Below are 20464 nucleotides of genomic sequence, written 5' to 3' on the forward strand. Positions count from 1 at the left end.
CGGAGTCCTGACATCAGGTTAGGGGTTGCAACCGAAAACGTGAGGCGGACCTCACGACATGAATTTGCCCGCAGCCGTACGAGGAAAAGGCGCGGTTGGATTTGCTCGGCCAGTCTTCCGGTTCAGGGAGCCTGGCGGGCGCGCGCCGCCTCGACGATGCGGCGGGCCGCATCGGCGGCCTGCTCTATAGTCATTTCGGAGGTATCCAGCAAGGCCGCGTCGGCCGCCGGCCGCATGGGCGCAGCTTCCCGCCCGGAGTCCCGGGCGTCGCGGCGATGGATATCGGCCAGCACCTCATCCAGGCTGACGCTTTCCCCCTGGCCGGTGAGCTGGCGCCAGCGGCGCTCGGCGCGGACCTCCGGCCGGGCGGTGACATAGAGCTTGGCCCCGGCGTCCGGACAGATGACCGTGCCCATGTCGCGCCCATCCAGCACCGCCCCGCCGGCCTGGGCGGCGAAGGCTCGTTGCAGCTGCAGGAGCACCTCGCGCACCTGCGGATGGACGGCCACCCGGCTGGCGGCTTCGCCGGCGCCGCGGGTGCGGAAGGCCGGGTCGGCCAGGGTCTCTGCGGTCAGACGCCCGGCCACCGCGGCGGCGGCGGCGGCGTCATCCAGATCGCCCCCCTCCCGCTCCAGCAGTACGCCGACGGCGCGATAGAGCAGGCCTGAGTCCAGCACCGGCAGGCCGAACCGGCGCCCCAGGCCCGAAGCGATGGTCCCCTTGCCCGAGGCGGCCGGTCCGTCGACGGTGATCACCTGGGCGCCGCTCATGCGGGGTGAAGCTCGGCGGTCTCGATCTGGCCGCCCAGGCCGCGCATCATCTCGACAAAGCCCGGGAAGCTGGTGGCGATCATGCCCGGCTCATCGACGCTGACCGGGCGATCGGCGGCCAGTCCCAGGATCAGGTGAGACATGGCGATGCGGTGATCCCCGTGGGTGGTGACCCGCGCCCCGCCGGCCACCGGATGATTGGCCCGCACGGTCCCATTGACGATCAGGCCCTCGGCCTCCTCCTCCACGCCCACCCCGCAGGCGGCCAGGCCCGCGGCAGTCAGGGCGATGCGGTCGCTCTCCTTGACCCGCATCTCGCCGATCCCGCGCATCACCGTCTGGCCCTCGGCGCAGGCCGCGGCGATCGCCAGGATGGGATATTCGTCGATCATGGCCGGCGCCCGCTCGGGCGGCACGACCACGCCGCGCAGGGCCGAGTGGCGGGCGGTGACGTCGCCCACCTGGTCGCCGCCCTCTTCGCGGACATTCTCGATCACCAGATCGGCGCCCATCTCCTGCAGGGTGAGAAACAGGGCCGCGCGCAGGGGGTTGAGCAGCACGCCTTCCACCGTCACCTCGGATCCGGGGGTGATCAGGGCCGCCACCAGAGGGAAGGCGGCCGAGGACGGATCGCCCGGCACCTTGACCGGGGCGCCGCTCAGGGCCTGGCCGCCGGGCACGGTGATCTTCCGGGCGCCGTCGGCCATCAGTTCGACCTCCACCTGGGCGCCGAAGGCCCGCAGCATCCGTTCGGTATGGTCCCGGGTGGCCTCAGGCTCGATCACCTGGGCGCCGCTCGCCGCATGCAGGCCCGCCAGCAGCACAGCCGACTTCACCTGGGCCGAGGGCTCGGGCAGCCGGTAGGCGATGGTCTTCAGATTCCCGCCCCGCAAAGTGAGCGGCAGCCGGCCGCCCGACCGGGCGATCCAGGTCGCGCCCATCTCGCCCAGCGGCTTGAGCACCCGGTTCATCGGCCGGCCCCGCAGGGAGGCGTCGCCGGTGAAGGTGGCGTTGAGGTCAAAGCCCGCCGCCGCCCCCATGATCAGCCGCACGCCGGTGCCGGCGTTGCCGCAGTCGACCACGTCGGCCGGCTCGGCGAAGCCCCCCTGGCCGACCACCCGCCAGGCGCCGTCCTCCAGGCGCGTGACCTCAGCCCCGAAGGCGGTCATCGCCTGGGCGGTGCGTTTTACGTCCTCGCCCTCCAGCAGGCCGGAGATTTCGGTGGTCCCGCGGGCCATGGCGCCGAGGATCAGGGAACGATGGGAAATCGACTTGTCGCCCGGAGCGCACACACGGCCCCGCAGCGGGCCGCCGCGCGTCGCGGTCAGTCCTGCCGCCGTCATGAAATAAGACGCCTCCTCAGGGCCTTCAGGTGTTCCGTGGGGCTTTGCTTTTGACAGCCGCTCTGGCGCGTGGCAAGGGAGCCGGCTTCCGACAAACCGCACTCTGTAGGGGATCGCCCACGTGGCAAATCCAGAGTTGGGCGCCAAGCAGGTTTGCCCAAACTGCCAGGCCAAGTTCTACGATCTGACCAAGCGCCCGGCCGTGTGCCCGAAGTGTCAGACCGAATTCGACCCGGACGAGGCGGTCAAGAGCCGTCGGGTTCGCGGCCGCGCCCCGGCGCCTGAGCCGGAGGCCGAGGTCGAAGACAAGGTCAAGGCCCGTAGCGCCGACGACGACGAGGACGAGGACGAAGAGGCCGACGCCCCCGAGATCGACGAGGATATCGAAGACACCGTCGTCGAGGATGACGAGGACGAGGACGCCGAGCCGGTCGAACGGGTCGCCAAGAAGAAGACGCCCGATCCCGATCTGGCCGATCTCGATGACGACGACCTCGACGACGACGACGAGGACGAAGCCGTGCCCTTCCTCGAGGAAGAGGAAGAAGATTTCGACGACTCCGACATCGATGGAATCCCCGAACCGGACGAAGATTGAGGTCGCGACGAAAAGCCCTGAAAATGGTGCTTGATCGCAGTCAGACCTTTGACTAGGTTCCGCGCCTCTTCGGACGGCCAGCCCGCCCGAAGAGCCCAGGACCTGGGGCTATAGCTCAGCTGGTAGAGCGCTTGAATGGCATTCAAGAGGTCAGCGGTTCGACTCCGCTTAGCTCCACCATGGAGGCCCGCAGTTAACGCTGCGGGCCTTCGCCTTTTGGGGGTGCGGCATCGGTCGCAGGCTTGTGTTCGCCGCCCAGCCAAGGCATAGCCGTCCCTATCGACGGACCTGGCTTTGACCGGGTGGCTCGGCCGGGCGCCTATCCCCCGGACAACTGACGGCTCGTCTGAGGCGCATCTCCGCCCCGGGCCCGCGAAACGACTGATCCCAACCTATGAACCTGCTCGCTAATCTGCGGCGCGATTGGCTGTCCAATGTGCGCGGCGACGTCCTGGCCGGCATCGTGGTGGCGCTCGCCTTGATCCCGGAGGCCATCGGCTTTTCGGTGATCGCCGGAGTCGACCCGCGGGTCGGCCTCTACGCCTCCTTCTCCATCGCGGTGATCATCGCCTTCACCGGCGGGCGGCCCGGCATGATCTCGGCGGCGACGGCGGCCATCGCCCTGCTGGTGGGCGACCTCGTGCGCGACCACGGGGTGGAGTACCTGTTCGCCGCCACCGTGCTGATGGGCGTTTTCCAGGTCGGCGCTGGTCTCGCCAGGCTGGGCGGGCTGATGCGCTATGTGTCGCGCTCGGTGATCACCGGCTTCGTCAACGCGCTCGCCATCCTGATCTTCATGGCCCAACTTCCCGAGCTGATCGGCATGGGCTGGCAGACCTACGCCATGGTGGCCGCCGGACTCGGGATCATCTACCTCTTCCCCCGCCTGACGCGGACCGTCCCCTCGCCGCTGGTGGCCATCGTGCTGCTCTCGGCCCTGGCCATCTATCTGGGCCTCGACGTCCGCCGGGTCGGCGATCTGGGGGAGCTGCCCACCGGGGTTCCCTTCCTCCATCTGCCGCAGGTCCCGCTGACGCTCGAGACCCTGCAGATCATACTCCCCTATGCGGCGACCATGGCCGTGGTCGGCCTGCTGGAGAGCCTGCTGACCGCCACCATCATCGATGACCTGACCGACACCGGTTCGGACAAGAACCGCGAGTGTCGCGGCCAGGGGATCGCCAACTTCGCCACCGGCTTTCTCGGCGGCATGGGCGGCTGCGCCATGATCGGCCAGTCGGTGATCAATGTGAAATCGGGCGGTCGAGGCCGGCTTTCGGCCCTGGTGGCGGGGTCGTTCCTGCTGTTCCTGATCGTCGTCCTCGGTCCCTGGGTGGCCCAGATCCCCATGGCCGCCCTGGTGGCGGTGATGATCATGGTCTCCATCGGCACCTTCAACTGGGGCTCGATCCGCAATCTGCGCAGCCACCCCTGGTCCTCGTCGGTGGTGATGGTCGCCACGGTGGTCGTGGTGGTCGCCACCCACGACCTGGCCCGCGGCGTGCTGGTGGGCGTGCTGCTGAGCGGCATCTTCTTCGCCCGCAAGGTGGCCCGCCTCCTGACGGTGGAAAGCCTGCTGTCGGAGGACGGGCGCACCCGGCGTTACAATATCGAGGGTCAGGTCTTCTTCGCCTCGTCCGAGACCTTCTCGGCCGCCTTCGACTTCAAGGAGGTGATCGAGCATGTGATCATCGACGTGTCCCAGGCCCACTTCTGGGACATCTCCGCCGTCGGCGCCCTGGATCGGGCGGTGCTGAAATTCCGCCGCGAAGGCACGAGCGTCGATATCGTCGGCCTCAACGCCGCCAGCGCGACCCTGGTCGATCGCTTTGGCGTCCACGACAAGGACGGCGCCGAGGCCGGGCTCGGCGCGCACTAGATTCTGAGGTTTGCGCGCGTTTCTACCGTAAAACCGGAGCCCACTTTTACGGAACGCGCTTGAGGAGGGAACGACCGTGAAGAAGATTCTCTGCGCCATCGACGCCTCGACCTATGGTCCCAGCCTCTGCGACCACGCCGCCTGGTTCGCCCTGCGCGCCGGCGCCGCCGTGGACGTCCTGCATGTGCTCGACCGGGCCGAGCGGGGCTCTGGCCCTGGCCTCGACCTGTCGGGCAGCGTCGGCCTTGGGGCCAGCGAGGCCCTGCTGGAACAGTTGACGAAGGCCGACGAGGCCCGGGCCCAGGCCGCCCAGGCCCATGGTCGCGCCATGCTGGAAGGCGCCAGCGCCCGGCTGAAGGCCGCCGGCGTCGCCGAGGTGAACCTCGTTCACCGCCACGGTGAAGTGGCCGACACCCTGATCGAGCTCGAAAGAGACGCCGACCTGGTGATCATCGGCAAGCGCGGCGAGAGCCAGAACTTCGCCGAGGGCCACCTGGGCGCCAAGGTCGAGCGGGTGGTGCGCGCAAGCATTCGACCCATCCTGGTGGCGCCGCGAGTCTTCATGCCGATCACCCGGGTGGTCGTGGCCTATGACGGCGGCGCCAGCGCGACCAAGGCCCTGGACCATGTGCTGCAGAGCCCGGTCTTCACGGGCATTGAGGTTGTGGTCGCCATCGTCGGCGAGCCCGGCGCCCAGCGGGACGCCCGTGTCCAGGCCGCGCAAGGTCTACTGGCCGGGCGCCCGGCCGCTTCGGTCAAGGCCCTGGAAGGGGATGTGGAGGCCGCGCTTAAGGGCGAGCTTCGCCAGGGCCAGGGAGACCTGCTGGTGATGGGCGCCTATGGCCATTCGCGCATTCGCGACCTGATCGTGGGCAGCACCACCACCGCCATGATCCGCACCGGCAAGGTCCCGGCGCTGCTGTTCCGCTAGCTCCGGCGCCGCCTACGCCGGCTGAATCCGGCCAGATATTGAAACGGAGCCCTTGGATCGCCAGATAATCATCAACCGGAAGACTCGCGCCAACCCTGGGCGAGGCTTTCGGGGAGTCGCTTGCTACTTGAGGACTCGAAGGACAGATGAGCCGGACGATTCTATTCGATAGCCCCTACCTGCTTGGCTTCGAGCACACCCGGGCCCTGATCGAGCGCGCCGCCAAGGCGGCCGCCGAAGCCTATCCGCCCTACAATGTCGAGGATCTCGGCGAGGGGCGGCTGCGCATCACCCTGGCGGTGGCCGGGTTCAGCCCCGACCAGCTGCATGTCAGCGTCGAGGACCGCCAATTGGTGGTCGCCGGCCGCCGGGACGAGGCGCACAAGGACGACGACGCCTATCTGCATCGAGGCATTGCAGGCCGCGGCTTCCTGCGCAGCTTCGTCCTGGCCGACCGCGTCGTGGTCGATGGGGCGAGCCTGGAGCACGGCCTGCTGCATATCGACCTGGCGCGGCCCGAGCCCGAGACCGCGATCAAGCGAATCCCCATCCGGACGACGGGCTGAGCCGGCTCAAGCTCCGTCTTCATCCTTTCGCCGGCCCCAAGCGGCGGCGAAGCCTTGCGTCCGGTCCTCGGCTGAACCGGCGAGGACCCAGGCGCGTTGTATGTATCTGGAGGTGGTCATCATGACGCCGATTTTAACGACTGAAGACTTCGCCGCCCTGGGCGCCCCGGACCTGGTCTATGTCCGGCCCGTCAAGGCGGCTGAAATTCTCGCCACCGTGTCCGAGAGCGACGCCATGCCGTTGCAGCTCGATCCCGAGCGGACCTTCTATGCGGTTCACCGGGCCGATGGCGAGCGTCTGGCTGTGTTGACCGACCGCAACGCAGCCATGGCCGCCGCCCTGGCCCACGAACTTGCGCCCGTCTCGGTCCACTAAAAGCTAGGCCCCGGCTGCACAGGCCGGGGCGACTACGCCGCCGAAGGGGCGGCCTCCTGCACCAAGAGGGCATAGAGGGCGTCCGGCGTACGCGCCTGGCGCAGATGCTCGCGCAGATCGAGGCTCCGCATCATCCGTGACACCCGGGCCAGGGCCCTCAGATGCTCGGTGCCCGCGTCCGGCGGGGCCAGGAGGGCGAAGATCAGGTCGGCGGGCTGGTCGTCCACCGAGTCGAAGGCGACCGGATGATCCAGGCGGAGGAAGACGCCGCGAATGCGATCCAGCCCCTCGATCCGAGCATGGGGCACGGCAACGCCATAGCCGATGCCCGTAGACCCGGCCTGCTCGCGCTCGGCCAGGGCGTCGAGGACCACGCCAGCATCGAGGCTGAAGTTGCGTCCGGCCAGCTCGGCCATGTGAGCCAGGATCTGCCGCTTGTCGGTCGCGCCGACCCGCAGCGCTATGGCGCTGCGGTCAAGGATGTCGCCGATCTGCATGCTTGGTTCGGAAGGCCTGTTCTTACGGATCCGAACCTTAAGACCGATCTTTCAGGAAACCAGAGAGGGCGGCGCCGCCTCAGGCTGCGCCGTCTGCTCCGTTCCCGTTCACGGACTTTGTGCGTTCGGGGTCAATCCAGCCGATATTCCCGTCGGGCCGGCGATATACCACGGACAATCCGCCGTGAGCGGCGTTCCTAAACACGATTGTTTGAGTTCCCGTCAAGTCCAGGTCCATGACCGCCATGGAGACGGTCATTGTGCGGATGGGCTTTTCGGTCTCGGCGATGACCATGCTGGCCGGGGCGCTGTCCGAGGCGCCGCCATCCTGGCCATCCTCCCAATCGGATTCGTCCTCGCCCTCAGGGGTGCGGAGCACGAAATAGGAGGCGGTCTCGGCCTGCTTGGCCAGGGCCTGCTGATGATGATCCTTCAGCCGGCGCTTATAGCGCCGGACCCGGGTCTCGATCTTCTGCAGGGCGGAATCGAACGCGGTGTGCGCATCGGTTCCGGCGCCATGACTCTGGAGCTGCTGCCCCGAGGCCAGGGTCAGGGCGCAGTCCACCTTGAAGGTGTAGCCCTCGCGACTGACGACAACATCGGCGCCGCCGCCTTCGCGGTCGATATATTTGCCAATGCTGTTGGTGAGTTCGTCGGTGACCCGCAAACGCAGGGCCTCTCCGACATCGACGTGCTTGCCGGTGACATGGACTTGCATACGCACATCAACGCGCCTGCAGCCCGAAGGTGTCAAGTCCATCAGAACGCAGAGAGCGCCGCCGCCAGAAGCCTGTGGATAACCCCGGCAGCCAGGGCGAGAACCGATAAGCTGACCGCCGCCATGACATAGCCGGCCAGGGCCAGAATTCCGTCACGCTGCACCAGGGCCAGACCAAACAGACTGATCGCCGTGGCCGGCAGCAGGTTGCCGAGCGGCAGGGGCAGCATCAGCACCAGGGCCAGCAGGGTGCAGACCGCGCCGATCACCCGGTCGCCCACCGGGCCAAAGAGAAAGGTCAGGCGGGCCGTGGACACCCGCTCCACCTGGGCGACCCTGGGGATCAGCCGCGCGAACGCCGCCCGAAGCCGCCCCATATCGAGCGCCTGGCGTTTCAGTCGGGCCGGGAGCCAGGGCGTCCTTACGCCGGCGGCCAGCTGCGGCGTGAACAGCACCAGGGGCGCGCCGAGAAAGGTGGACGAGCCCGGCGGCAGGGGCAGCATGTTGGGGGCGGCGAAGATGAACAGCAGCACGCCAAACGAGCGGCGGCCAAAGCGCTGCAGGGTCTCGCCCAGGGTCTCGGCCGCATGGGTCTCGTCGCAGAGATCGGTGAGAATCTCCGAGAGGCTCATCCGACGTTCGGGGACAGTCGCGCTCAGGCTCATGGCGTTTGCTATGAGGCTTGGGACGCCCGCGGGCAATCCAGCCGCGGCGCAGCTCCCACTTTACAAGGCGCACGTCAGGGCCTATCGGGCGATCCATGCGGCATCTGGCCACCATGACCATGATTATTAAAACCACTGCGCTTGCGGGCGCAGGGGTCTGGTCGTGGCTGGACGCAGCCGACTGACGATCCCTGCTTGACCCCGCCGGAAGGATGGGGTCGCGACACGGAACGCCACCCCCTTCCGGCCAGACACCGGAGGCTCCCATGCCGCAATCCCTGTCCCCGACCCTCGACCACCCTGCGGCGTCGAAGGCCCGCGCGCCTCGCCCGCTGACGGTGGCCATTGTCGGCGCCACCGGAGCCGTGGGCGCCGAGCTGATCGCCTGCCTGGAGCGGCGGGACTTCCCGGTGGGCGAGCTTCGCCTGCTGGCCTCACCGCGCTCGGCGGGCCGCACCCTGACGTTCCAGGGCGCACCGGTGACGGTCCAGGCCCTGGGCGAGGCGAGCTTCGAGGGCGTCGATGTTGCCTTCTTCTCGGCCGGGGCCAGCCTGTCGCGGCGCTATGGTCCGGTCGCCGTCGCCGCCGGGGCCTGGGTGGTGGATAATTCCTCGGCCTTCCGCATGGACGCGGCTACCCCCCTGGTGGTGCCCGAGGTCAACGCCTGGCGGCTGGGGGAGACGCCGGGACGGCTGGTGGCCAACCCCAACTGCGTGGCGGCCATCGCCGCGGTGGTCCTGGCGCCCCTGCACGCAAGGCGGCTGATCGTGCGGCTGGTGGGCTCCACCTATCAGGCGGCCTCCGGCGCCGGGGCGGCCGCCATGGCCGAGCTGCGGGACTCCACCGCCGCGGCCCTGGCCGGCGAGGCCTACCCGCCCCAGGTCCTGGCCCATCCCTACGCCTTCAACCTGTTCAGCCATGACGCCGAGATCGATCCCGAGACCGGCTATAATGGCGAGGAGCTCAAGGTGATGGCCGAGCTGCGTAAGCTGCTCGCCGCCCCGGACCTGCCGGCCAGCTTCACCTGCATCCGGGTGCCGGTGCTCCGCGCCCACGCCATGGCACTGACCGTGCGGTTCGCCGAGCCGGTGAGCGTGGAGGAGGCCCGCGCCTGGCTGGCCGAGGCGCCCGGCGTGCGGGTGGTGGACGACCGCGAGGCCAACCACTTCCCCATGCCGGGCGAGGCCTCCGGCGCCGACGACGTGCTGGTGGGCCGGATCCGCACCGACCTGTCGGACCCCTCGGGCCGCAGCCTGTCCCTGTTCATCGCCGGCGACCAGTTGCTGAAGGGCGCGGCGCTGAACGCCGTGCAGATCGCCGAGACCCTGGTGAGCGCAGGCGAGGTCTAGACGGCTTCCTTCATCGCCCGCCGGCGCTCCACCGAGGAGGGAATCCGCATGGCTTCCCGGTACTTGGCCACGGTGCGGCGGGCGATGTCGACGCCGCCGGTCTTCAGGATTTCGACGATCTGATCGTCGGAATGGACGCCGGCGCCTTGCGCTTCGGCGTCGATCAACTGGCGAATCTTGTGGCGCACGCTCTCGGCCGAATGGGCCTCGCCGCCGGACGATGAGGCGATCGAGGAGGTGAAGAAGAACTTCAGTTCGAACAGGCCCCGGGGCGTGGCGATGTACTTGTTGGAAGTCACCCGGCTGACCGTGGATTCGTGCATGCCGATGGCCTCGGCCACGGTCTTCAGGTTCAGCGGCCGCAGGTGCTCGACCCCATAGGCGAGGAAGCCGTCCTGCTGGCGGACGATCTCGCTGGAGACCTTGAGGATGGTCTTGGCCCGCTGGTCGAGGCTGCGGACCAGCCAGTTGGCGTTCGCCAGACAATCGGCGACGAAGGTCTTTTCCTGGTCCGACCGCGCGCCGCCGGACACCCGGGCGTGATAGCGCTGGTCCACCAGCAGGCGGGGCAGGGTCTCGCTGTTCAGCTCCACCAGCCACAGGCCGCCGGGGCCTTCGCGAACGAAGACGTCAGGCGCCACAGGCTGGCTGGGCTCGCCGCCAAAGGCCGCGCCGGGCCGGGGCGTCAGGGCCCGAAGCTCGGCCAGCATGTCGCGCAGGTCCTCGTCGTCCACCTCGCAGGCGCGCTTCAGCCCCGCCATGTCCCGGCGAGTCAGAAGATCGAGATTGTCCAGCAGGGCCGACATGGCCGGATCGCAGCGATCACGCTCGATCAGCTGCAGCCTCAGGCACTCGGCTACGTCGCGGGCGAACACCCCGGTGGGCTCCAGGCCTTGAAGCTGGCCCAGCACGCTTTCCGCCAGGCCCAGGGCGCAACCCAGGCGTTCGGCGGTCTCGGCGAGGTCCAGGCGCAGATAGCCGCCCTCGTCCACACCATCGATCAGCACGGCGGCGACAGCGGCCTGCGCCGGGTTGAAGCCCAGCAGGGCGGCCTGGTCCTGCAGATGTTCGGCCAGGGTCTTTTCGTGGGCGGCCAGGCCATCGAGGCCGTCGCCATCACCTTCGAAGCTGCCGCCCTTGCCGGCCTTGGACCAGTCGATGGCCCCGCCGGCGTCTGCGGCCTCGGCGCCGTCGCCGGTAGCGCGTTCTCCGGGGGAGACCTCGTCGTGGCTGGCGTCCAGGTCGCTCTGGGCCGATCCGGCGGCGACCTCGTCCAGGGCCGCCTCGGCGCGGGCCTCCCCGGCATCGTCAGGCGCCTCCGGCGCGGGCTCGGGCTCGCCCTCGTCCCGGGCCAGCAGGGGATTACGCTCGAGCTCGCCCTCGACATAGGCCTCCAGCTCAAGGTTCGACAACTGCAGCAGCTTGATGGCCTGCTGCAGCTGAGGGGTGATGACCAGCCCCTGCCCCTGACGGACTTCGAGTCGCGCGCTGAGCGCCAAGTTTCAGCCCTCCTGGCCTGCTTCTTGCTGGAGAGGCTAGGCCGCCATCCCCCACCGATTGGTTAACCGCCCGAAGATGAGCTGCGGCGAAGCGTCCTTGGCTTGGGCGCCGGCGCGCCCTCGTGCTAGGCGCAGGGCCAACGAGAACGCTTCACAAGGGAAGACGCCAATGTCGGACAATGCGGCCCTGCGCCCCGAAACCCTGGTCATTCACGCCGGGGCCACGCCCGATCCGGTGACCAAGGCCCGGGTCACCCCGATCTACCAGACCACCTCCTACGTCTTCGACGACGCCGATCACGCCGCGGCCCTGTTCAACCTCGAAGCGGCCGGCAACATCTATTCGCGCCTGGGTAATCCCACCGCCGGCGTGCTGGAGGCGCGGCTGGCGACCCTGGAGGGCGGGGTGGCCGGCCTGGCCGTGGCCAGCGGCCACGCCGCCCAGCTCCTGGTCTTCCACACCCTGATGGAGCCCGGCTGCAACATCGTGGCCTCGCGCAAGCTCTATGGCGGCTCGATCACCCAGCTCAGCCAGAGCTTCAAGCGCATGGGCTGGGGGGTCACCTTCGTCGAGGAGCTGGAGCCCGAGGCCTTCGCCCGCGCCATCGACGACAAGACCCGGGCGGTCTTCATCGAGTCGATCGCCAATCCCGGCGGGGTGGTGATGGACATCGCCGGCATCGCCGAGGTCGCCCATGCCGCCGGCGTGCCCCTGGTGGTCGATAATACGCTGGCCACCCCCTATCTCTGCCGGCCTCTGGACCACGGCGCGGACATCATCGTCCATTCCCTGACCAAGTTCCTGGGCGGCCACGGCAATTCCATCGGCGGGGCCATCATCGACGGCGGCAAGTTCGACTGGACCGGCGGCCGCTGGCCCAACCTGAGCGCCCCCAATCCCAGCTATCACGGCAAGGTCTTCACCGAGGCCTTCGGACCGGCCGCCTTCGGGGTCGCCTGCCGGGCGCTTGGCCTGCGCGACTTAGGCCCCGCCATCTCGCCCTTCAACGCCTTCATGATCCTGACCGGCATCGAGACCCTGGCCCTGCGGATGGAACGCCACTGCGCCAACGCCCAGAGGGTCGCCGAATGGCTGCAGGGCCACTCGAAGGTCGCCTGGGTCTCCTATGCGGGTCTCCCTGGCGATCCGAGCCATGAGCGAGCCCGGCGATATGCGCCGAAGGGAGCCGGCGCGGTCTTCACCTTCGGCCTCAAGGACGGTTACGCTGCAGGCGTGAAGCTGGTGGGGGCGGTGAAGCTGTTCTCCCACCTGGCCAATATCGGCGACACCCGCAGCCTGATCATCCACCCGGCCTCGACCACCCACCGCCAGCTGGAAGAGGCCGACCAGCTGGCCGCCGGCGCCGGCGCCGACGTGGTGCGGCTCTCGGTGGGGCTGGAACATGTGGACGACATCATCGCCGACCTGGACCAGGCCCTGGCCGGGCTTTGATTGGGGAAGGGGCGGTCGGCTGCGGTGCGGCCGCCCTCCTCCTTCGAGGCCCTGCTGGCGCAGGGCGCCTCAGGATGAGGACGGAATGAGCTGCCCTGCGCCCCCTCATCCTGAGGTGTGAGCAAGGCGAGCCTCGAAGGACGCAGGCTCTCTCATTCTCGTCACCCTCGGGCTCGTCCCGAGGGTCCCTGTAGAGGGCAGGCGCAAGCGTCACGAGGGATCCTGGGCACAAGGCCCAGGATGACGGTGTTGGAGGGGCGCGCGCAGAGGTGGCCGCCTTGCGCGCCGCAGGCGTCCGAAAGACGAGCCACGAAGCACACGAAGACCACCAAGGAAGGCGCTGCGCCTTCGTGCCCTTTGTTTGCTTCGTGGTTGACCGAACTCCCGCCCTGCCCGGAAGGACGCAAGACCTGACCGCCGTCAGCCCCCGAAGCGGTCGCCCAGATAGACGCGGCGGACCTCGGGGTTGTCGATGATCTCCGACGGCGAGCCCTCGAACAGCAGCTCGCCAGCGTGGATGATCGCGGCCCGGTCGATGATGTCCAGGGTCTCACGGACATTGTGGTCGGTGATCAGGATGCCGATGCCCCGGGTCTTCAGATAGGTGATGACCTCGCGGATGTCGGCGATGGCCAGCGGGTCGATCCCGGCGAAGGGTTCGTCCAGCAGCATGAAGGACGGCTCGCTGGCGAGCGCCCGGGCGATCTCGACCCGCCGCCGTTCGCCGCCGGACAGCGAGATGGCCGGGGCGTCGCGCAGATGCTCGATATGCAGCTCTTCGAGCAGCTGGTTGACCGTGGCGCGGGCCTTGGCCCCGTCGCGCTCGCGCAGCTCGACCACGGCCATGACGTTCTGGGCCACCGTCATGCCGCGGAAGATCGAGGTCTCCTGCGGCAGATAGCCGAGGCCCATCCGGGCGCGCTGGTACATGGGCTGGCCGGTGATGTTCTCACCGTCCAGATAGATGGCGCCATAGTCGGCGGCGATCAGCCCGGTGATCATGTAGAAGCAGGTGGTCTTGCCCGCCCCGTTGGGACCCAGCAGGCCCGCCACCTCGCCGCGGGCCAGGCGCAGGGAGACCCCCTTCACCACGGGCCGGCCGCGATAGGACTTGCCGATATTGTCGACCACTAGGCCTTCGCCCAGCGCCGCCGCAGGGGCTTCCGTCGCCATCGTCTTGTCCAGCACTTAGGTCTCCTAGCGCTTGGCGGCAGGCTGGCCCTGCGATGCATTGGGGTAGAAGACGCCACGCACCCGGCCCTTCGAGCCGGCGCCCCGGGCGCTGGTCTCCATCCGGGCCTGGCCGGTGGCCACCTGGATCACCAGGCGCTCGCCGCGCAACACGTTCTGCCCCTGGGCGGCGACCACGTCGCCGGTCATGGTGATGGTGTCTGCGGCCGCGTCATAGACCGCCGCATTGGATCGCACCCGCTGCTGCGGGGTGACGTAGAAGACCGAGCCTTGCGCCTCCATGCCCTGGAGATCGCCGCAGCTGGCGTCGCCGGAGGTCGCGCCTGTGCGCCCCGGCGCATAGCGGATGCGCAGGACGTCGGCACGCAGCCGCGAGCCGTCCTGCAGGGCCTCGGCCGACCCGCGCCAGATGGCCAGACAATCGGCATTGATCACTTCCAGTTCGTCGGCGGTGATGTCGACGGGGGCGTTGGAGCCGCTGGCCAGCTGCGCCTGGGCCGGCGCCGCAGTCAGACCCAGGATCAGGCCCGCGGCCAGGATCGCCGGAAAGCGGGTCCGGGCGCCGGGTGCGTGAGGAAAATTCATCTTCAGACGCCTCATATTCGCATCATCGCGGCGAGTTCGGGGTGATCCGGCCGGTTACGCCGCCTTTGAAGACCATGCGCTCGCCCTTGTCGTACACGCCATAGGACCTAGCACGGATTTCGCCAAGCGGACCGGCGCCGGTGATCAATCCCTCGCCTTCCAGCACCCCGGTGGCGGTGTTGAACACCGCGCTCGGCGTGTCGAAGGCCGCCGCCTGATCGTTCAGAGTGACATCACCCTGAAGCCGCAGAATCCCATCGCCCTCATGAAAGACGCCTGAACGGGCCGAGAGCCGCATGGGGCTCAAGCCCTCGCCGTCCACCACCATGGCCGGCCGGTCCAGCACCACCCGCTGATAATCATTTTCGTCACGCACGGCGCTGGCCGCGGTGATCACGAAGGAGCGCCCCTGGATGTCGCGCCCCAGGAAGCGGGGGTTCACAAGGCGGATCGGCGCCTCGGCCTCCACCGGCCTGGCCGCCTGGCCCACAACGCTGCGATAGATCACCATGCCCACCAGGCTGAGCACGATGGCGGCGATCAGCAGCGGCAGCAGCACCCGAAGCTGGCGGATCAGCCGCGAACGGCGCCGCCATCTGGCCATGGCCAGGGCCGACGCCGGCCCGCGGGCCTCATATGCCAGGGCGCTCACCTGCGCCTCAACTATGGGCGAAGATGTCGGAGTCCTCCCACCCGGCCACGTCGAGGACGGCCCGATGCGGCAGGAATTCGAAACAGGCCCGCGCCAGGGCGTCGCGGCCCTCCCGGGCCAGCATGGCGTCCAGGCGGGCGCGCACCGCATGCAGGTGCAGGACGTCGGAGGCGGCGTAGGCCACCTGGTCGTCGGAAAGATTGGCCTGGCCCCAGTCCGAACTCTGCTGGGCCTTCGAGAGGTCGACGCCGACCATCTCGCGGGTCACGTCCTTCAGCCCATGCCGGTCGGTATAGGTCCGGGCCAGCTTGGAGGCGATCTTGGTGCAGTAGACGGGCGCGGTCATCACCCCCAGATGGAGATGGAACATGGCGATGTCGAACCGCCCGAAGTGAAAAATCTTGGTGATCGCCGGATTGGTCAGCAGGGCCTTCAGATTGGGCGCGTCATAGGTGGCCCGGTCGAGCTGCACCAGATGGGCGTCGCCGTCGCCGGCCGAGATCTGCACCACGCAGAGCGGGTCGCGCCCCAGGCGCAGGCCCATGGTTTCGGAATCCACCGCCACGGCGTCGACGCCCTGGAACAGACCGGCGGGCAGATCGCCCTTATGAAGGAAGTTGGCCAAGACCGCTTGCTCCGCATATGGCGCGGACTTCACCGCGGCTTCGGGCGTCCTGCGGGGGAAAGAAGGGCGACCACCCCCGGATGGACCTTAAGAGAGGGGTGGTGCCCAGGAGAGGACTCGAACCTCCACGGCCGTTAAGCCACTGGCACCTGAAGCCAGCGCGTCTACCAATTCCGCCACCTGGGCCCGGTCCGTCGGATCGGGAGGCGGGACTACTAAGGAAAAGCCAGACGGGCGTCAACGGACCTTTTCACACATCGCGCAAGTCGCATTGCGGCAAGGGGCGGCATCGTCTATCCGGGCGCTCAGGAACATTGGAAAACAACGGGCCGGGCCATGCAGGATCTCGTCACCGTCTTCGGCGGTTCGGGCTTTGTCGGTAGTCAGGTGGTGCGGGCTCTGGCCCGGGCCGGATATCGAGTGCGGGTCGCCGTGCGCCAGCCGGCGCGGGCCCATGACCTGCTACTACTGGGCGATGTGGGCCAGATCCAGGTGGTCCAGGCCAATATCCGCAACACCGCCTCGGTCGTCCGGGCGCTGGACGGCGCCCAGGTCTGCGTCAATCTGGTGGGCGTACTCTACGAGAGCGGCCGCCAGAAGTTCATGAGCCTGCACACCATGGGCGCGCGCAATGTGGCCCAGGCCGCCCGCGACGCCGGCGTGCGGCGCATGGTGCAGATCTCGGCCATCGGCGCTGACCCCGACGGCGCGTCGAAATACGCCCGCACCAAGGCCGAGGGCGAGGCCGCCGTGCGCGAGATCCTGCCCGATGCGGTGATCCTGCGGCCCTCGATCGTCTTTGGTCCCGAGGACGACTTCTTCAACCGCTTCGCGGCCATGGCCGTCCTGTCGCCGGCCCTGCCCCTGATCGGCGGCGGCAAGACCCGCTTCCAGCCGGTCTTCGTCGGCGATGTGGCCCGCGCTGTCGCCGCCGCCGTGGCCGACCCCGATGCGGCCGGCAAGACCTATGAGCTGGGCGGCCCGGCGGTCTTGACCTTCCGCCAGATCCTGGAGATGGTGCTGAGCCAGACTCAGCGCCGCCGCTTCCTGGTTCCCCTGCCCTTCCCGGTCGCCCGGATGATCGGCAAGGCCGCCGGCCTGCTGGCCATGACTCCCATCGCCCCGCCACTGACCGTCGATCAGGTCGAGCAGCTGCGGGTCGACAATGTCGCCGATCCCGCCCTGCCGGGGCTCGAGGCCCTGGGGGTGCGTCCCACGGCGGTGGAATCGGTGCTCGGGACCTATCTCTATCGCTATCGCAAGGGCGGTCAGTTCGCCGAGCCGCCGGAAGCCCCGGCGATCGGCGCCACCCCGGCATAGCGCGCCCGAGGCCGGATCAGGCCGCCGGTCTGCACCTGCTCGATAGCGTGGGCGATCCAGCCGGCGCAGCGGGCCACGGCGAACAGGGCGAAGGGCGCGTCCTTCGGCAGGTTCAGGACCTCGGCCAGGGCCACCAGGGCGAAATCCACATTGGGCGCCTGGCCGGTAGCCCCCTCGACCGCTCGCCGCAGGGCCGCCAGATCGGCCGGCGGCTCGAAGCGCGCCAACAGCGCCCGGGCGCGGGGATCGCCGTCCGGATAGAGGGCATGGCCAAAGCCCGGCAGGCTGCGGTCCTGCGCCAGTCGCGCAGAAATGGCGCCCGCCGGCCCGAGGGCGGCGGCCTCGGCCAGCAGCCCCCGCATCGCCGCACTTGCTCCCCCGTGTCTTGGGCCTGACAGGGCCGAAAGTCCCGCAAGGGCCGAGGCGGCCAGGGACGCGCCGGTGGACGCCGCCACCCGGGCGGCGAAGGTCGAGGCGTTCAGCTCGTGGTCGGCCAGCAGCACCAGGGCCCGACGGATCAGCTCGGCGCCGCCGTCGCCCCGGGCGCAGCCCCAGGCGGTTCCCAGCCGCTCATGGATCGCCCCGCTGCTGGCGGCGCCGGCCACCGCGTCGGTGAGCACGTCCAGCAGGGTGGCGGCCTCCACCGCCAGAGCCAGGGGATGGCGGCCCAGGGCCGGCGGATCGAGGCCGGCCCGCTCGGCGAGCGCCAGGAAGGCCCGGGCGCGCATGTCCTCGCCCCCAGGCGGCGTCCCCCGGGCGCTCCGCTTCAGGGCCGCGCCATCCCCGCCGCGCAGCAGGCGGGCGACGGACTCCAGCGTCTGGGTCTCCGCCAGGACGACGGCCTCCCGCCCCCGATAATAGAGCCGGCCCTCGACCACCGTCGTGATGGCGGAGTCCAGCACCGGCTCCCCCCAGGCGATGGCCCCGGCCGCCACGGCGGCGGCCTTGCGGCCCCGGGATTTGCGCTCCGCCAGGCCCGCCACGTCAGCCGCTCGGTAGAGGCTGCGCCGGGGATCGGCGGGATCAGGGCGTGCGCCCACCCGCCCCCGGCTCGCATAGGCATAGAGGGTCTGGCTTCGCACCTTCAGCCGGGCGCAGGCCTCTTCGGCGCCGATCCAATCCGTCATGGGCTTACATTGATTATATTGATCAAGATTGACGACGAAGCTTGGCGGCGGACATTCGGGGGCGCAAGTCGAAACTGGAGCCTCCCCATGAACGCCCATGCTTCTGCGCCCCCTGAAGGCCTTGAAGGCGTCGTCGCCGCCCGCACCGTGCTGTCCGAAGTCGATGGCCAGGCCGGCCGTCTGATCATCCGCGGCCGTTCCCTGGACGGCCTCGCCGGCCACGCGACCTTTGAAGACCTGATCGCCCTGCTCTTTGCGGGCTTCTTCGAAGATCTGCCGACGGATCTCGGCGCTGCGCTCGGCGGCGCCCGGGTCGAGGTGTTCGCCGAGGTCGCCCATCTTGACGCCGGTCTCCTGGCCCGCGAGCCCGTGGAAGCGGTTCGCGCCCTGATGGCCCGGCTGGCCGATGGCGATGATCTGACCACCGCCCTGCGCCTGATCGCAGCGCCTGCGGTCTTCACCCCGGCCGTGGTCCGCGCCCAGGCCGGCCAGGCCCCGATCGCGCCCGATCCCGCCCTGCCCCACGCCGCCGACATCCTGCGGATGCTGACCGGCGCCGCCCCGACCCCCGTCCAGGTCGCGGGCCTCGACGCCTATCTGGTCACCGTCTCCGACCATGGCCTGAACGCCTCGACCTTCGCCGCCCGGGTGGTGGCCTCGACCCGGGCCGGGCTGACCTCGGCGGTCCTGGCCGGGATCAGCGCCCTGAAAGGCCCGCTGCACGGCGGCGCGCCAGGTCCGGTCATCGAAATGCTGGACGGCATCGGCCAACCGGAAAACGCCCGGGCCTGGATCGAGGCGGCCCTGGCCCGCGGCGAGCGGCTGATGGGCTTTGGCCACCGGATCTACCGGGTGCGTGACCCCCGCGCCGATGCGCTGAAAGGTCCCGTGCGCGCCCTGGCGGCGAGCGGCGGCGGCGGGGCTGGCCGCGTGGCCTTTGCGGAAGCCGTCGAGGCCGCCGCCCTCGACATCCTCAAGACCCACAAGCCCGATCGCCCCCTGGACACCAATGTGGAGTTCTATACGGCCCTGCTGCTCGAGGCCCTGGACTTCCCGCCCTCGGCCTTCACCTGCGTCTTCGCCATGGGACGGGTGGCCGGTTGGCTGGCCCATGCCCGTGAACAGCTGGCCGGCGGGCGGCTGGTGCGGCCCCAGTCGGTGTATGTGGGGCCAGAGCCGCGGAAGGCCGCCTGACGCCCAAGGCCGCCCAAGGCGGAAAATCCTCCTGGGGCGCCGCACGGCGAAGGTTTAGGGTCGGGGGATCATGACCGCCGCCGACCCGCCTCCCGCCACAGCCCTGACGCCGGCCCAGACGGCCGCCCTGACCCGCAGGATCACCCTGCTGTCCGTGGCGGTCGCCCTGACCCTGGTCGGCCTGAAGACCGCCGCCTGGCTGGCCAGCGGGTCGGTGGCGGTTCTGGCCTCCCTGGCCGATTCTGGTCTCGACCTGATCGCCTCGCTGATCACCTTCTTCGCGGTGCGCTACGCCGTAGCCCCGCCGGACGCCGAGCACCGGTTCGGTCATGGCAAGGCCGAGGCCTTCGCCAGCCTGATGCAGGCGGGCCTGGTCTTCGCCTCGGCCGCCCTGGTGGGCCGCGAGGCCATCGCCAGCCTCCTCGATCCTCAGCCCATCGCCCACGGCGGCTGGGCCATGGCCGTCATGGCCGGCTCCATCTTGCTCACCGGGCTGCTGGTGGCCGCCCAGACGCGGGTGCTGCGCCAGACCCAGTCGGTGGCCGTCTCCGGAGATCGGGCGCACTACTTCTCAGACCTGGCCTCCAACCTCGCCGCCCTGCTCGGCGTGGCTGGCGCGGCCTTGCTGGGATTCACCAGCCTGGATGGCGCGGCCGGTCTGGTCGTCGCGGCCATCCTGGTCTGGGCCGCCATCGGCGTCTTCCGTGAGGCCGCCCACCAGCTGATGGATCACGAGCTGCCCGAGGATCAGCGGGCGCTCATCGTGCGGCTGATGACCCAGGACGCCCGGCTGACCGACATCCACCAGCTGCGCACGCGGGCGTCCGGCCCCTATGTGCACATCCAGATGCACGCCGACCTGGACCCCGACCTCACCCTGGACGCCGCCCACCAGGTGATTGTCGAGGCCGAGCACCGGCTGCTGAAGCACTTCCCCGCAGCGGACATCCTGATTCACGCCGACCCCCGCGGCCGGGCCGAGCCCCACGGCGGCGCCTTCGCTGAACCCCCCGCGACCTGACGCCGCAGACGGCGAAGGGCCCCTGGATGTGGCGCCCAAAGCGGGAAAGTCATGGGCTTCGTAAACGCGCCCTTAAGGCCCCTGCGGGTTTATCGAGCCCTGATC

General features: G+C 69.4%; 21 protein-coding genes, 2 tRNA genes and 1 other annotated feature. Of the genes, 11 read left to right on the plus strand and 12 right to left on the minus strand.

The features are described 5' to 3' along the window. Positions 1-122: 122 nt before the first annotated feature. Complete coding sequence (cmk, locus tag V7702_RS01280) at positions 123-770, minus strand: (d)CMP kinase (protein ID WP_335648333.1); 648 nt, start codon at positions 768-770, stop codon at positions 123-125. Next, positions 767-2113, minus strand: coding sequence for a 3-phosphoshikimate 1-carboxyvinyltransferase (gene aroA / locus V7702_RS01285; protein WP_335648334.1), 1347 nt, complete (start codon positions 2111-2113; stop codon positions 767-769). The genes cmk and aroA overlap by 4 nt, the downstream gene beginning before the upstream one ends. A 121-nt stretch (positions 2114-2234) precedes the next feature. Between aroA and V7702_RS01290 the strand changes: the two genes are divergently transcribed. The 6 genes from V7702_RS01290 (at position 2235) to V7702_RS01315 (ending at position 6463) form a co-directional block, all read left to right on the plus strand. Next, positions 2235-2711, plus strand: a complete 477-nt coding sequence (locus V7702_RS01290) for a TIGR02300 family protein (protein WP_335648335.1) — start codon at positions 2235-2237, stop codon at positions 2709-2711. Between the two features lie 104 nt (positions 2712-2815). After that, positions 2816-2891, plus strand: a tRNA-Ala gene (locus V7702_RS01295). Between the two features lie 101 nt (positions 2892-2992). Next, positions 2993-3047 (plus strand) — a sequence feature (sul1 is cis-regulatory element that is thought to sense ions involved in sulfur or methionine metabolism; They are found in Alphaproteobacteria). Between the two features lie 58 nt (positions 3048-3105). Next, positions 3106-4590, plus strand: a complete 1485-nt coding sequence (locus V7702_RS01300; RefSeq protein WP_442958380.1) for a SulP family inorganic anion transporter — start codon at positions 3106-3108, stop codon at positions 4588-4590. A 76-nt stretch (positions 4591-4666) separates the two neighbouring features. After that, on the plus strand, positions 4667-5521 hold the full coding sequence (locus V7702_RS01305; RefSeq protein WP_335648336.1) for a universal stress protein: 855 nt from the start codon (positions 4667-4669) through the stop codon (positions 5519-5521). Positions 5522-5667: 146 nt separating this feature from the next. Next, the gene (locus tag V7702_RS01310; RefSeq protein WP_335648337.1) at positions 5668-6087 is read left to right on the plus strand and encodes an Hsp20 family protein; all 420 of its coding nucleotides are present in this window, start codon (positions 5668-5670) and stop codon (positions 6085-6087) included. A gap of 121 nt (positions 6088-6208) precedes the next feature. Further along, positions 6209-6463, plus strand: a complete 255-nt coding sequence (locus tag V7702_RS01315) for a DUF1150 family protein (RefSeq protein ID WP_335648338.1) — start codon at positions 6209-6211, stop codon at positions 6461-6463. A gap of 32 nt (positions 6464-6495) precedes the next feature. Here V7702_RS01315 and V7702_RS01320 read toward each other — a convergent pair whose 3' ends face one another. The 3 genes from V7702_RS01320 to V7702_RS01330 form a co-directional block, all read right to left on the minus strand. Next, positions 6496-6960, minus strand: coding sequence for a PTS sugar transporter subunit IIA (locus V7702_RS01320; RefSeq protein WP_335648339.1), 465 nt, complete (start codon positions 6958-6960; stop codon positions 6496-6498). 79 nt (positions 6961-7039) lie between these two features. Further along, on the minus strand, positions 7040-7678 hold the full coding sequence (gene hpf, locus V7702_RS01325) for a ribosome hibernation-promoting factor, HPF/YfiA family (RefSeq protein ID WP_335648379.1): 639 nt from the start codon (positions 7676-7678) through the stop codon (positions 7040-7042). Between the two features lie 41 nt (positions 7679-7719). Beyond that, the gene (locus V7702_RS01330) at positions 7720-8343 is read right to left on the minus strand and encodes an exopolysaccharide biosynthesis protein (RefSeq protein WP_335648340.1); all 624 of its coding nucleotides are present in this window, start codon (positions 8341-8343) and stop codon (positions 7720-7722) included. Positions 8344-8609: 266 nt separating this feature from the next. Between V7702_RS01330 and V7702_RS01335 the strand changes: the two genes are divergently transcribed. Continuing rightward, on the plus strand, positions 8610-9692 hold the full coding sequence (locus V7702_RS01335; RefSeq protein ID WP_335648341.1) for an aspartate-semialdehyde dehydrogenase: 1083 nt from the start codon (positions 8610-8612) through the stop codon (positions 9690-9692). Here V7702_RS01335 and rpoN read toward each other — a convergent pair. Then, a complete protein-coding gene (gene rpoN, locus V7702_RS01340; protein WP_335648342.1) occupies positions 9689-11191 on the minus strand; it encodes an RNA polymerase factor sigma-54 in 1503 nt (500 codons plus the stop codon). The genes V7702_RS01335 and rpoN overlap by 4 nt on opposite strands. Before the next feature lie 169 nt (positions 11192-11360). On the opposite strand from rpoN, the gene V7702_RS01345 reads away from it, so the two are divergent. Then, positions 11361-12644, plus strand: a complete 1284-nt coding sequence (locus V7702_RS01345) for an O-acetylhomoserine aminocarboxypropyltransferase (protein ID WP_335648343.1) — start codon at positions 11361-11363, stop codon at positions 12642-12644. Between the two features lie 420 nt (positions 12645-13064). Here V7702_RS01345 and lptB read toward each other — a convergent pair whose 3' ends face one another. The 5 genes from lptB to V7702_RS01370 all read right to left on the minus strand — a co-directional run bounded on the left by lptB (position 13065) and on the right by V7702_RS01370 (position 15883). Next, positions 13065-13817: an LPS export ABC transporter ATP-binding protein gene (gene lptB, locus V7702_RS01350; RefSeq protein WP_335648380.1), complete on the minus strand. Its 753-nt coding sequence runs from the start codon at positions 13815-13817 to the stop codon at positions 13065-13067. 24 nt (positions 13818-13841) lie between these two features. Beyond that, positions 13842-14420, minus strand: a complete 579-nt coding sequence (locus V7702_RS01355) for an LptA/OstA family protein (protein ID WP_335648344.1) — start codon at positions 14418-14420, stop codon at positions 13842-13844. A gap of 22 nt (positions 14421-14442) precedes the next feature. After that, the gene (gene lptC / locus V7702_RS01360) at positions 14443-15072 is read right to left on the minus strand and encodes an LPS export ABC transporter periplasmic protein LptC (RefSeq protein WP_335648345.1); all 630 of its coding nucleotides are present in this window, start codon (positions 15070-15072) and stop codon (positions 14443-14445) included. A gap of 7 nt (positions 15073-15079) precedes the next feature. Next, positions 15080-15697 carry a ribonuclease D gene (locus V7702_RS01365; RefSeq protein ID WP_335648346.1) on the minus strand — a complete coding sequence of 206 codons (618 nt, stop codon included), beginning with the start codon at positions 15695-15697 and terminating at the stop codon, positions 15080-15082. Between the two features lie 99 nt (positions 15698-15796). Beyond that, positions 15797-15883, minus strand: a tRNA-Leu gene (locus V7702_RS01370). Between the two features lie 150 nt (positions 15884-16033). On the opposite strand from V7702_RS01370, the gene V7702_RS01375 reads away from it, so the two are divergent. Continuing rightward, positions 16034-17017 (plus strand): complex I NDUFA9 subunit family protein, encoded by a 984-nt coding sequence (locus tag V7702_RS01375; protein ID WP_335648347.1) that lies wholly within the window; start codon positions 16034-16036, stop codon positions 17015-17017. Here the strand turns inward: V7702_RS01375 and V7702_RS01380 are convergent. Continuing rightward, a complete protein-coding gene (locus V7702_RS01380) occupies positions 16966-18144 on the minus strand; it encodes a citrate synthase (protein WP_335648348.1) in 1179 nt (392 codons plus the stop codon). The genes V7702_RS01375 and V7702_RS01380 overlap by 52 nt on opposite strands. Positions 18145-18231: 87 nt before the next feature. Here V7702_RS01380 and V7702_RS01385 point away from each other — a divergent pair, with 87 nt between their 5' ends. Together V7702_RS01385 and V7702_RS01390 are read left to right on the plus strand one after the other, a co-directional pair. Next, on the plus strand, positions 18232-19338 hold the full coding sequence (locus tag V7702_RS01385) for a citrate synthase/methylcitrate synthase (protein ID WP_335648349.1): 1107 nt from the start codon (positions 18232-18234) through the stop codon (positions 19336-19338). 70 nt (positions 19339-19408) lie between these two features. Beyond that, the gene (locus V7702_RS01390; RefSeq protein WP_335648350.1) at positions 19409-20359 is read left to right on the plus strand and encodes a cation diffusion facilitator family transporter; all 951 of its coding nucleotides are present in this window, start codon (positions 19409-19411) and stop codon (positions 20357-20359) included. The last annotated feature ends 105 nt before the right edge of the window (positions 20360-20464 follow it).

This window comes from Phenylobacterium sp., from assembly GCF_036963605.1.
Taxonomy (GTDB): domain Bacteria; phylum Pseudomonadota; class Alphaproteobacteria; order Caulobacterales; family Caulobacteraceae; genus Phenylobacterium.

Excerpts from the sequence above, each read along its gene's own strand:
- V7702_RS01310 (WP_335648337.1), top strand. The coding sequence starts at position 5,668 with ATGAGCCGGACGATTCTATTCGATAGCCCCTACCTGCTTGGCTTCGAG.
- cmk (WP_335648333.1), bottom strand. The coding sequence starts at position 770 with ATGAGCGGCGCCCAGGTGATCACCGTCGACGGACCGGCCGCCTCGGGC.
- V7702_RS01375 (WP_335648347.1), top strand. The coding sequence starts at position 16,034 with ATGCAGGATCTCGTCACCGTCTTCGGCGGTTCGGGCTTTGTCGGTAGT.
- V7702_RS01385 (WP_335648349.1), top strand. The coding sequence starts at position 18,232 with ATGAACGCCCATGCTTCTGCGCCCCCTGAAGGCCTTGAAGGCGTCGTC.
- V7702_RS01355 (WP_335648344.1), bottom strand. The coding sequence starts at position 14,420 with ATGAATTTTCCTCACGCACCCGGCGCCCGGACCCGCTTTCCGGCGATC.
- V7702_RS01330 (WP_335648340.1), bottom strand. The coding sequence starts at position 8,343 with ATGAGCCTGAGCGCGACTGTCCCCGAACGTCGGATGAGCCTCTCGGAG.
- V7702_RS01380 (WP_335648348.1), bottom strand. The coding sequence starts at position 18,144 with ATGACGGATTGGATCGGCGCCGAAGAGGCCTGCGCCCGGCTGAAGGTG.
- V7702_RS01335 (WP_335648341.1), top strand. The coding sequence starts at position 8,610 with ATGCCGCAATCCCTGTCCCCGACCCTCGACCACCCTGCGGCGTCGAAG.
- hpf (WP_335648379.1), bottom strand. The coding sequence starts at position 7,678 with ATGCAAGTCCATGTCACCGGCAAGCACGTCGATGTCGGAGAGGCCCTG.
- V7702_RS01320 (WP_335648339.1), bottom strand. The coding sequence starts at position 6,960 with ATGCAGATCGGCGACATCCTTGACCGCAGCGCCATAGCGCTGCGGGTC.
- V7702_RS01300 (WP_442958380.1), top strand. The coding sequence starts at position 3,106 with ATGAACCTGCTCGCTAATCTGCGGCGCGATTGGCTGTCCAATGTGCGC.
- V7702_RS01390 (WP_335648350.1), top strand. The coding sequence starts at position 19,409 with ATGACCGCCGCCGACCCGCCTCCCGCCACAGCCCTGACGCCGGCCCAG.
- V7702_RS01345 (WP_335648343.1), top strand. The coding sequence starts at position 11,361 with ATGTCGGACAATGCGGCCCTGCGCCCCGAAACCCTGGTCATTCACGCC.
- V7702_RS01315 (WP_335648338.1), top strand. The coding sequence starts at position 6,209 with ATGACGCCGATTTTAACGACTGAAGACTTCGCCGCCCTGGGCGCCCCG.
- lptB (WP_335648380.1), bottom strand. The coding sequence starts at position 13,817 with ATGGCGACGGAAGCCCCTGCGGCGGCGCTGGGCGAAGGCCTAGTGGTC.
- aroA (WP_335648334.1), bottom strand. The coding sequence starts at position 2,113 with ATGACGGCGGCAGGACTGACCGCGACGCGCGGCGGCCCGCTGCGGGGC.